This is a genomic window from Aliarcobacter sp. (assembly GCF_041672065.1).
Taxonomy (GTDB): Bacteria; Campylobacterota; Campylobacteria; order Campylobacterales; family Arcobacteraceae; genus Aliarcobacter; species Aliarcobacter skirrowii.
The window spans coordinates 1-11,438 of sequence record NZ_JBAZAH010000053.1 but is presented as its reverse complement, the minus strand read 5'-3'; the positions used below and the strand labels follow the sequence as shown (position 1 = coordinate 11,438).

The 11,438-nt window shown below is 26.9% G+C and carries 10 protein-coding genes; 8 read left to right on the top strand and 2 right to left on the bottom strand.

Features of this window, described 5'->3' with window-relative positions; genetic code table 11:
* The 6 genes from WC168_RS07835 to WC168_RS07810 form a co-directional block, all read left to right on the top strand.
* On the top strand, positions 1–636 hold a 636-nt coding region (locus WC168_RS07835; RefSeq protein ID WP_372618547.1), incomplete at its 5' end, for a sensor histidine kinase.
* A 74-nt stretch (positions 637–710) separates the two neighbouring features.
* Positions 711–1,094 (top strand): FixH family protein, encoded by a 384-nt coding sequence (locus WC168_RS07830; RefSeq protein WP_141047957.1) that lies wholly within the window; start codon positions 711–713, stop codon positions 1,092–1,094.
* 1 nt (position 1,095) lies between these two features.
* Positions 1,096–2,286 (top strand): TolC family protein, encoded by a 1,191-nt coding sequence (locus tag WC168_RS07825; protein ID WP_372618545.1) that lies wholly within the window; start codon positions 1,096–1,098, stop codon positions 2,284–2,286.
* Positions 2,283–3,263 carry an efflux RND transporter periplasmic adaptor subunit gene (locus WC168_RS07820; protein ID WP_372618543.1) on the top strand — a complete coding sequence of 327 codons (981 nt, stop codon included), beginning with the start codon at positions 2,283–2,285 and terminating at the stop codon, positions 3,261–3,263. The genes WC168_RS07825 and WC168_RS07820 overlap by 4 nt, the downstream gene beginning before the upstream one ends.
* Positions 3,264–3,265: 2 nt before the next feature.
* Positions 3,266–6,352: an efflux RND transporter permease subunit gene (locus tag WC168_RS07815; RefSeq protein ID WP_372618541.1), complete on the top strand. Its 3,087-nt coding sequence runs from the start codon at positions 3,266–3,268 to the stop codon at positions 6,350–6,352.
* 59 nt (positions 6,353–6,411) lie between these two features.
* Positions 6,412–6,975: a YceI family protein gene (locus tag WC168_RS07810; protein ID WP_372618539.1), complete on the top strand. Its 564-nt coding sequence runs from the start codon at positions 6,412–6,414 to the stop codon at positions 6,973–6,975.
* 36 nt (positions 6,976–7,011) lie between these two features.
* Here WC168_RS07810 and trpB read toward each other — a convergent pair whose 3' ends face one another.
* Positions 7,012–8,217 carry a tryptophan synthase subunit beta gene (gene trpB / locus WC168_RS07805; protein WP_372618537.1) on the bottom strand — a complete coding sequence of 402 codons (1,206 nt, stop codon included), beginning with the start codon at positions 8,215–8,217 and terminating at the stop codon, positions 7,012–7,014.
* Positions 8,218–8,280: 63 nt separating this feature from the next.
* Here trpB and WC168_RS07800 point away from each other — a divergent pair, with 63 nt between their 5' ends.
* Both WC168_RS07800 and WC168_RS07795 read left to right on the top strand, forming a co-directional pair.
* Entirely contained in the window at positions 8,281–9,573 is a 1,293-nt protein-coding gene (locus WC168_RS07800) for a saccharopine dehydrogenase C-terminal domain-containing protein (protein ID WP_372618535.1), read from the top strand.
* 70 nt (positions 9,574–9,643) lie between these two features.
* On the top strand, positions 9,644–10,960 hold the full coding sequence (locus tag WC168_RS07795; RefSeq protein ID WP_372618533.1) for an aminotransferase class V-fold PLP-dependent enzyme: 1,317 nt from the start codon (positions 9,644–9,646) through the stop codon (positions 10,958–10,960).
* On the opposite strand, the gene WC168_RS07790 is transcribed toward WC168_RS07795, so the two are convergent.
* On the bottom strand, positions 10,950–11,282 hold the full coding sequence (locus WC168_RS07790) for a type II toxin-antitoxin system PemK/MazF family toxin (RefSeq protein WP_105924761.1): 333 nt from the start codon (positions 11,280–11,282) through the stop codon (positions 10,950–10,952). The two genes, WC168_RS07795 and WC168_RS07790, sit on opposite strands and share 11 nt — an antisense overlap.
* Positions 11,283–11,438 lie beyond the last annotated feature (156 nt).

Here is an 11,438-nt window from a genome sequence, read left to right as displayed (position 1 = left end):
TTAAAACCAATAAAAAATGAGAGAGAAAGATTAAATAACTTTATAAAAGATACTACTCATGAGTTAAATACTCCAATAAGTGCAATAATTATGTCTTGTGAAGATGATAATTTAACTAAAAAACAACTAGATAGAATAAAATTTAGTGCAAAAAGAGTTAGTGAGATTTATAAAGATTTGACGTATATATTTTTAGGAAATATTGAAAAAAAAAGTTTAGATAAAATAGATTTATCAAAAGTTATTAAAGAAGAGATTATAAATTTTGAGCCAATGATTGCTAGAAAAAGATTAAAAATCAACCTTAATATAGAAGAGTTCTTTTATGAGATAAATAAAGATGATTTTATAAGACTTTTTAATAATCTATTCTCAAATGCTATAAAATATAATAAAACTGATGGAAATATAGATATTATCCTGCAAAATAGCGAGTTAATAATAAAAGATAGTGGTATTGGAATATCAAAAGATAAAATAAAAGATATTTTCAACAGATATTATAGAGCAACAAATCAAAGTGGAGGCTTTGGTTTAGGACTTAATATTGTAAATATGATTTGCAAAACTTACAATATCAAAATAGATGTTCAATCTTCTGAAAATATAGGCTCAACTTTTACTTTAAAACTCTAAAAATATAAATCTACACACAAACTACACAAAGCTTTTGGTAAATTTTCATAAATCAAAATAAAGGATTAATGAAAATGAAAAAAGTATTAAAAGCTTTTGTAGTTATGCTTCTAATGGCTACTATTTTAAATGCAAGCTCATTAAAAGAGAGTTTAAATGTTGATGGTTACAATCTTGAGCTTACAAGCAAAAGAGATTTAAGTGCAGGAAGTAATGAGTTTTTTGTGAAAATCACAAAAGATGGAAAAGAAGTAAATGATGCAAAAATAAAAGCTAAGTTTTTTATGCCAGAGATGCCAGGAATGCCATATATGGAGCATGAAGGTGAAGGAAAATTTGAAAATGGCATTTATAGTTTTGTAATTAATTTCTGTATGGATGGAACTTGGCAATATAATATCAGATTTAAAACAGCTGATGATAAAGTTCACTCTGTAAAAAGTAGCGTGAGCTTCTAAAATGAAAAAAGTAGTTTTTACTTCACTAATTTTTGCTAGTTATTTATTTGGAACTTCTATTGAAGATATAGTACAAAAGAGTTTACAAAATAATTTTGATATTAAAAGCCTTGAAAACTCTATTGAAATTGCTAATTTCCAAATAAAACAGGCTAAAAATTGGGAAAATCCAATGATAAGCTTTAAAGCAAATGATATTATGCTGAATAAAAACTATTTAAATAAGCAAAAAGAGTATGGAATTGAGTTATCTCAAGCCATACCTATTGGTAAAAAACTTGAACTTGAAGAGAGTATTGCAAAAAAAGATAAATTATTGCAAGAACAAACTTTACAGGATATAAAGCTAGAATTTGAATCAAAAATTTATCTATATTCATACACTATTTTAATTTTAGAAAATAGATTAAAACTACTAAATGAATATCAAAAGAATTTAAATCGCCTAGAAGAGCTTTATACAAAACTATATTCATATGATAAAGTATCTTTAAATGAGATATTAAATACACAAATCTCAAAATATGATTTACAAATGAAAATAAATGAACTTCAAACAACAAAAGATAATTTATATCTAAGTTTAGAGCAAATAAGTTATGAGAAGATTGATAAAATTGATGATAGCTTAGTATTAAAAGATATAAACAGACAACAAATTGAAGAACTATTAATATTTCATCCAAAAATACAAACACTTCAAACAACAAGCCAAAAGTATAAAGATACTGCACAACTTGAAGATGCAAAGAAGTTTTCAAGTATAACTTTAGCTTTAGAATATATGCAAAATAAAGAGCAAGATTATGCAAATATTACAATGTCTATGCCTCTACCAATTTATAATACAGAAAATATTAATAAATTAAAAGCAAATTTAAATACAAATGAAACTAATAATAAACTAGATAGTCAAATTCATAATCTAAGATTACAAACAAAAATATATTTAAATAATTTAGAGCAATATAAAACAAATTATAAAATCCTTCAAGAAAAAATTGTACCTATAAAACAAAAAATACAAAAAGTTTTAGAAGAGTTTGTAGGCTTTGATAAAGAGAGTTTAAAAGAGAATCTAAATAGTTTAAATGAATTGATTGATTATGAGATGAAAGCAAGTGAACAACTTGAAAAATATTTCGAGAACTACAGTGAACTTATATATTACTCAAATAAAGGTGTAAAATGAAAAAAATATTCTTATCGCTAATACTTATAGCTATAACTCTAAATTCCAATCCAATAGATGCTAAACAACTCTTTAATATTGAAAAAGTAAAAGTAAAAAAAGAGAGTTTTAAAGAATCAAAAGAGTTTTATGGAATTACAAAACTAAATGAGAGTAAAACAATAGATATTGTAAGTAGATTTGATGGATATATTACACATTTAAATGCAAATAAAAATTATATGAATATTAAAAAAGGTGAAAGTTTATATACTATTTACTCAAGTGATATTGCATCAATAAAAGCTGAAATTGAAATAGCAAAAGATTTAAATAAAAATTTATATGATAAAGCAAATAGTAAATTAGAAAATTTTGATATAAAAAATGCTAAGTTTTTAAATAATGAAGTAGTTGTAAGTTCACCTATTTCAGGGATAATCACACAAAAAAATGTAAATAATAAATCTTATGTAGAAAAAGGAAAAACTCTTTTTCAAATTTCATCACTTGAAGATATTTGGTTTGTAGCTTCTATATATCAAGAAGATTTGAGTTTTATAAAAGCAAATATGAATTCTGTAATTAAACTTGATGGAGTAGAAAATCCAATTTTAGCAAAAGTTGATTTTATATATCCAGTTTTTAATGAAGAGAAAAAAACAGTTGATATAAGATTTATTATAGAAAATTCAGAAAATAAGATTTTGCCTTCAATGTTTGGGAAAGCAAAAATAGAAAAAGAGAGTAAAGAGATTTTAGTTTTACCAAAAAGTGCAGTTATAAAAAAATCAGAAAATTATTATGTATTTATTCCAAAAGAAAATGGAGAGTTTACACCTAAAAAAATAGAGGCAAAAAGAGTAAGTGGTGATAAATATGAAATTTTAAGTGGTTTAACTCTTGATGATGAGGTTATAAACAACTCTTTATTCTTATATGATGCAGATGCTATGACAAATAGACTTTATGATGAAGCCTCTGATGAGGAGTGGTAAAAATGGTTGAAAAAATAATAGACCTAAGTGTAAAAAACCGTTTTATTGTAATTTTTATTACTCTACTATTAGCTTTTGGCTCAATCTATGCTATAAAAAATACAAGTTTAGATGCTATTCCTGATTTATCTGCAAATCAAGTAATCATTGAAGTTGAATGGAGTAATCAAAGTGCAAAGACAATAGAGGAGCAAATCTCTTATCCACTAATTTCAAATCTTATGAGTCTTCCAAAAATTGAAACAATAAGAGCTATGAGCAGTTTTTCAACTTCTATGATATATGTAATTTTTAAAGATGGAGTTGATTTATATGATGCACGAAGTAGAATTTTAGAACAACTATCAACTTTACAAGGAACATTTCCCTCTCTTGCAAAAGTAAAATTAGGTCCTGATGCTTCAGGTGTTGGTTGGGCTTATGAATATGCATTAAAATCAAAAAATAGAAGTCTTGATGAGCTTAGAACTTTGCAAGACTATTTTTATAAATTTGCACTTTTAGGAGTTGATGGAGTTAGTGAGGTAGCATCAGTTGGAGGATATGTTCGAAACTATGAAATTACTCTAAATCAAGATAGATTAATTCAATATGATTTAGACATAGAAGAGATTAAAGATGCAATTACTAAAAATAATAATGATAGTGGAGCAAGAGTAATACTTGAAAATGGTTATGAACAAATTATTAGTGCAAGAGCATATTTAAAATCAAAAAAAGATATTGAAAATACAACTATAAAGACTCAAAATAATATCCCTTTAAAAATAAAAGATATAGCAGAGGTTAATCTTACTTCAAATGATAGAAGAGGAGTTGCTGAACTAAATGGTGAAGGTGAGGTTGTTGGAGGAATTGTAGTAACTAGATATGGTGTTGATGTTCATAGTGTAATTAAAAATGTAAAAGCGAAATTACATTCTTTAAATATTGATGATGTAGAAATAGTTGAGGTTTATGATAGAACCTCTTTGATTGATGCTGCAATTGACACTTTAAAAAGAACTTTGATTGAAGAGTCTATTATTGTTATGTTAATAGTTGCAATATTTTTATTCCATTTTAGAAGTGCTTTAATTATAATCATTACACTTCCTTTAACTGTAATGATTAGTTTTTTGCTTATGAAGTTATTTAATATTGGCTCAAATATTATGAGTTTAGGTGGAATTGCAATTGCAATTGGAGCAATGGTTGATGCAACAATAGTAATGGTTGAAAACGCTCATAAACATCTTCAAGGAAAAGAAAATATAACAAAAGATGAGAGAATAGAGATAATATTATCTTCCGCAAAACAAGTTGGACGACCTATTTTCTTCGCCCTACTTTTAGTTGTTGTCTCTTTTTTACCAATTTTTGCACTTAGTGGTCAAGAAGGAAAACTATTTTCACCACTTGCTTTTACAAAAACATTTGCCATGTTAAGTGGTGCAATACTTTCAATTACCCTAGTTCCAATTTTGATGATATATTTTATAAAAGGTAAAATTATCAAGGAAGATAAAAATATCTTAAATAGTTTTTTTATAAAAATTTATTCACCAATATTAAGATTGAGTTTAAAATTAAAATACTTGGTGGTTACTATATTTTTTATAATTATAATTTTTGCATTATATACATATTCAAAACAAAAATGGGAGTTTATGCCCACACTAAATGAGGCAACATTTATGTATATGCCTGTAACTCCTTATGGAATTGGAGCTGATTTGGCAAAAGAGTTGGCACAAAAAACCAATATGGTTATAAAATCTTTTCCAGAAGTACAAAATGCTTTTGCAAAAGCTGGACGAGCAGCAACTGCAACTGATCCAGCACCACTTGCTATGATTGAAACAATTATTACTTTTAAACCACAATCACAGTGGAGAGAAGGGATGACTTATAAAAAATTAATTGATGAGATGGATAAAAAACTTCAAATTCCAGGTCTTATAAATACATGGACATATCCAATTAAAGGTAGAATTGATATGTTACTTACAGGAATTAGAACACCTTTGGGAATAAAGCTTTATGGTAAAGATTTAGAAGTTTTACAAGAAGAGAGCTCAAAAATAGAGAATATTTTGAAAAAATATGAAGGCTCTATGAGTGTTAGTGCAGATAAAATAAATCAAGGATATTATTTAAATATAAAAATAGATGATGAAGAAATAAGTAGATACAACATAAATAAAAACACTATTTTAGAAACTTTAAGCATTGGAGTTGGTGCTGTTCAATTAACTCTATTTTTAGATAATTTAGAGAGATATCCAATAAGCTTAAGATATGAATCACAATATAGAGAAGATATAAAAGCATTAGAAAATCTTCAAATAAAAACTAATTTAGGATTTAAACCACTTAAAACATTTGCCTCTTTATCGTATGAAGAGAGTCCATCAATAATACAATCGGAAAAAGCACTTAAAGTTGCTTATGTTTATATTAGCCCAAAAAGTGATTTTTCTATACAACAATATAAAGATGATGCAAATAAACTTTTAAAAGATTTAAAACTTCCAGATGGTTACTATTTTGAGTGGTCAGGACAAAGTGAGTTTTTACAACAAGCAATGTCAAAATTAAGTTTTATTATTCCAATAGTTTTAATGTTTATATTCATTTTAATTTATATGGCACTAAAAAATTTAAAATATACATTGATAATATTTTGTACACTACCTTTTGCTTTAAGTGGCGGAGTATTTTATATAGAATATTTAGGATTTAATATCTCTATTGCTGTTATTGTTGGATTTATGGCACTTTTAGGAGTTGCTGCTGAAACTTCTATAGTTATGATGTTATATTTGGATGAAGCATATAAAAATATTAAAGAAAAAAGAGATTATGCACTAAAAGAGGCGATATATCATGGAGCTGTTTTAAGACTTCGACCAAAGCTGATGACACTTTTTGCAATACTTGGAGGACTTATACCTATTATGTATATTGATTCAGTGGGAAGTGAAGTTATGCAAAGAGTTGCTGCTCCTATGATTGGTGGAATGTTAAGTTCAACTATATTAACTTTAATTATAATTCCTGCTATTTTTTATTTAGTAATATTAAAAAAAGATAAAATAATTGATTAATAATTGATTAATTATAGAAATATAGAATTAACCTGTTAATAAAAAATAAAGGAGATAGAATGAAAATATTATCAAAAGTTGCGAGTGCTATGATTTTATCAACAGGTTTACTAATGGCTTCTTCATATAGTGTAGATAATGCTCACTCAAATGTAGGATTTACAGTAAAACATATGATGGTTACAAATGTTCATGGTAAATTTACATCTTATGATGCAAAAGTTGAATTTGATGATGCTACTAAAACATTTAAAAAATTAGTTGCAAATATTGATACAAAATCAATTGATACAGGAATTGAAAAAAGAGATAATCACTTAAGAAGTGATGATTTTTTTGCTGTTGAAAAGTTTCCTAAAATGACATTTGAGATGACATCTTATAAAGCAGATGGAGATGATGGAAAAATGACAGGAAATTTAACTATTAGAGGAATTACAAAACCAGTAGTTTTAGAAGTTGAAGATATAGCTATTTTGGGAGATAAAGTTGGTTTCTCTATTGAAGGGAAAATTAATCGTCAAGATTTCGATCTAAAATGGAACAAAGCTATAGAACTAGGTGGTGTAGCAGTTTCAGATGAAGTAAAAATAAAAGTTGATATTGAAGCTAAAAAACAATAAGTTAGGTACAAAGTAGGATTAACCCTACTTTGTAATTTAATCTCTTGGATAGTTATCGATTATAAAATCTATATCCTTATCCCCTCTTCCACTAAGATTTACCAAAATTGATTTTCCACTATTATCTTTTGCCCATTTCATAGCAAAAGAAACAGCATGAGAAGATTCAAGTGCTGGAATAATTCCTTCGCATCTTGAAAGTGTATAAAATGCTTCAACAGCCTCTTCATCACTACAAAGTCCCACTTTAGTTCTTCCAATACTATTTAAATACGCATGTTCAGGACCAACAGATGGATAATCTATCCCACTTGCTATTGAGTGAACAGGGGCAGGTTCTCCATTTTCATCAATTAACATAATAGAATTAAATCCATGCATAACTCCCTCTTTTCCATAAGTAATACTTGCACTATGTTCACCTATATTTGAGCCTTTTCCAGCTGGTTCTATTGCATATAAATCTACACTATCTTCAATAAAAGCACTAAATATTCCCATAGCATTACTTCCACCACCAACGCAAGCAGCTATTGCATCAGGAAGTTTTCCAGTCATCTCAAAAAATTGCTCTTTTGATTCAATCCCAATAATACTTTGAAAATCTCTAACCATTTTTGGAAATGGATGAGGACCCACAACACTTCCTATTGCAAACATTTGAGTTTTTGTATCTTTTAAATAACTCTCAAAAGCACTATCAACTGCCTCTTTTAAAGTTTTTAAACCTTTTGTAACAGGTATTATTTTAGCACCTAAAATTTTCATTTTTACAACATTTGGATGCTCTTTTTTAATATCAACTTCACCCATATGTATTTCGCACTCTAATCCAAAATAAGCAGCCGCAGTTGCTAAAGCAACACCATGTTGCCCTGCTCCTGTTTCAGCTATAACTCTTTTTTTACCCAAATATTTTGCAAGTAAAACCTCTGCCATACAGTGATTTAATTTATGAGCTCCTGTATGATTCAAATCCTCTCTTTTTAGATAGATTCTTGCACCCCCTACTAAATTTGATAAATTATTACAATACGTAATTGGAGTTGGTCTTCCTTGGTAATATTTTCTAATTTTTTTTAGCTCATCTATAAATTGAAAATCATTTGATAATTTATTATAAGCTTCATTTATCTCATTAAATGGAAGTTCAAGTTGTGGTGGAATAAAAGATCCTCCAAATTTACCAAAATATCCATTTTCATCTGGAAAACTTTGCAAATATGGCTTTTGTTTCTGCATTTAAGTACCTTTAAAATAAAATACAAAAATATTATCATATTTTAAATAATTTTAGGGGTACATATGAAGATAGTTTTTTTTGGGGTTGGTGCTGTTTGTAGTGTTATGGCAACTTTGTTAGATGAACTTTCTAATAAAAGTAAACAAAAAGATATAAATTTTATATTTGTGGTAAGAAATATAAAAAAAGCTCAAGGTCATTTTTTTAAAAATAGTAATATTTTGAATAAATCAGATTTTTTAGAAATAAAGCATTTTGAAGAAATTTTTGAAGATAGTAAAAAATATCAAAAATATCTACAAAATAGTGATATTTTTATAAATAGTTCTACTCCATCTTTTAATCTACCTATTATGAATTTAGCTTTGAAATACAATACAAATTATGCTGATTTGGCAAGTGATATTTATAAAGATGAGATAATCTCGACACTTAAATTTGATCAACAAATTTTAGAAAATGAGTTTAAATACCAAAATTTATTTGCTTTAATAAATCTTGGGATTTCTCCTGGAATTACAAACTTTTTAATTGGTGAAAAAATACACTCTTTAAAAAATCTTCCTTATGAAGTTAAGATTAAAAAATTAGAGATTAACCTTTTAGAAGAGATTCAATCAAAAAAATTAATCTTTTCATGGTCACCAAAAGTAGCTATTGATGAGCTTGCATTTCCTCCTGTTTTTTATAAAAAGAATAGACCAAAAACTATTGAACCATTTTCAAAATCAAAAGTATATAAATTCCCATATTTTAGAAACATTGTCGATATTTACCCAGTTTTTCAAGAAGAGTTAATATCACTAAAACAAAGTTTTCCTCAAATTGAAAATTTAAAACTCTTTGTTGGCGGAAGTGAAATTGAACTAATGAAAAATTTATACCAGCTAAATTTATTTTCAAATAAATATTGCTATGAAAACAGTGATTCAAAAATATCGATTAATACAATTATAAAAAATATAGTCCCAAAAATGAAAACTCCTGAAATTGTTGAAGATTATATAAAGAAAAAAACAATTAAATATGCTGAATTTTCAGCAGTTGCTGATATATATTTAGAAATTTTATATCCTCAAAATGATGAAAAAATAAGAACTATAGAATCAGTTGGTCTATCTTTTAACAAGTATAGAGAACTTTTAAAAACACCTTACTCAGGTTCAACTTATGTATCTTATCCAACAGGAGTTGCAGCTGGAATTTTAATTTACTACTCATTATTAAATAAAAAAAGGTTAAGCGGAGTAATTTTAAGTGAAAATCTTCCAGAACTTTTTGAACACACTATAAATGATATTATAAAAAGAGAGCTAGGAAACTATAAAATAAATCTAATAAACCAAATTAAATAGTTCTAAAATATAAATAAGATAAAATTATGGTTTATATAAATATTATAAATAATTTTAAAAGAAGAGTTTTATGCAAAAAGATATTTTTAGACCATTTTTAAATGAGAATAGTGATAAACTGAATTTTCTTAGATATAACACAATAGGTAAAAACAAAGATAAATATTTTGATTTCACAGCCTCAGGTCTTGCTTTTAGACAAATTGAAAATAGAATCCACGAAGTTTTAGAAACTTATGCAAACACTCACTCAAAAGAGAGTAGTAATGCAAAAATTACTACTAAATATTATGAGGATGCTAGACAAACTTTACAAAAAAGTTTAGAAATTGATGATAGTTTTACTATTTTACCTTGTGGTTCTGGAGCAACTGGTGCTATAAAAAAACTACAAGAGATTTTAGGAGTTTATATTCCACCAAAAACAAAAGAGAGGCTAAAAGAAAAAGGTCTAAAAATAGATAAAAAGTCTATGCCTTTGGTAATTGTTGGACCCTATGAACATCACTCAAATGAGGTTAGTTTTAGAGAGAGTTTGGCACAAGTTAAAAGAGTGAAACTTAGAAAAGATGGTCTAATAGACCTTGAACACTTAGAAAATATATTAGAAAAAAACAAAAATCGTGAAATTATAGGCTCTTTTACAATAGCTTCAAATGTAAGTGGAATAATAACTTGCTACAAAAAAATATCAAATCTTTTAAGAAAATATAAGGCAACTGTATGTTTTGATGCAGCTGCAAGTAGTTCGTACATGAATATTTCATCATCATATTATGATGCACTATTTTTATCTCCTCATAAACTTTTAGGAGGTGTTGGATCTTGTGGAATTTTGGTAGTTAAAAAATATTTAGTAGATACATCTTTACCACCAAGCTTTGCAGGTGGTGGAACGGTAAAATATGTAAATAAAAGTTATCAAATATATGAAGAACAAATAGAAGTAAGAGAAGATGCTGGAACTCCAGCAATTACACAATTTATAAGAGCTGCTTTGGCATATAAGTTAAGAAATGAAATAGGCTTTGAATTTATAGAAAGTAGAAAGAAAGAGTTATATTTATATCTATTAGAAGAGCTAAAGAGTATCCAAAACTTACTTATTTATGGAAATAAAAAGAGCCATAATATTGGTATTGTATCTTTTAATATAAAAGATTTTAATCCTTACACATTGTGTGAAAAACTTTCAAATAGTGGTTTTCAAACTAGAGCTGGTTGTTCATGTGCTGGACCTTATGGGCATGATTTACTGGGTCTTAAAAAAGTATCTATGAAAAATCGACCAGGTTGGCTTAGAGTGGGAGTTCACTATATTCAAACAAAAGATGAAATCAAAGCTTTGGTTGATGAGATTAAAAATAGTTTAAAAACTACTTTATAATTGCATCTACTATAGCTTCAATCTCTTCTAGTATCTGCTTATCTACTTTTTCAACAAATTTTATATTTCTTGAGTCATAATCAATAGATTTTAACTGTTCAGCCATAATAAAACCAGAAATTTTTTGGCTTTGGATTTTTACATGAAAAGGGAAATCCCTTTTTGTACTTGTAATTGGACAAGCAAATGCTAAACCTAAAGCTTTATTAAAAGTTTTATTACTTAAAATCAAAGCTGGTCTTCTTCCTTTTTGCTCGTGTCCCTTTTGTGGATCAAAATCTAATGTTACAATATCACCTTTGCTTGGAATATAATTTACCATATTTCAGAACCACTCTTAGAGCTAAACTCTTCACTAGCTTTGTAACCTTTTGGTAGATTATTCACAAGCTCATCTATACTATATTTTTTCTCTTTTTTTGCTGGTTCTATTATTAATTTATTATCTTTTTGAGAGATATTTACCAAATCACCAACT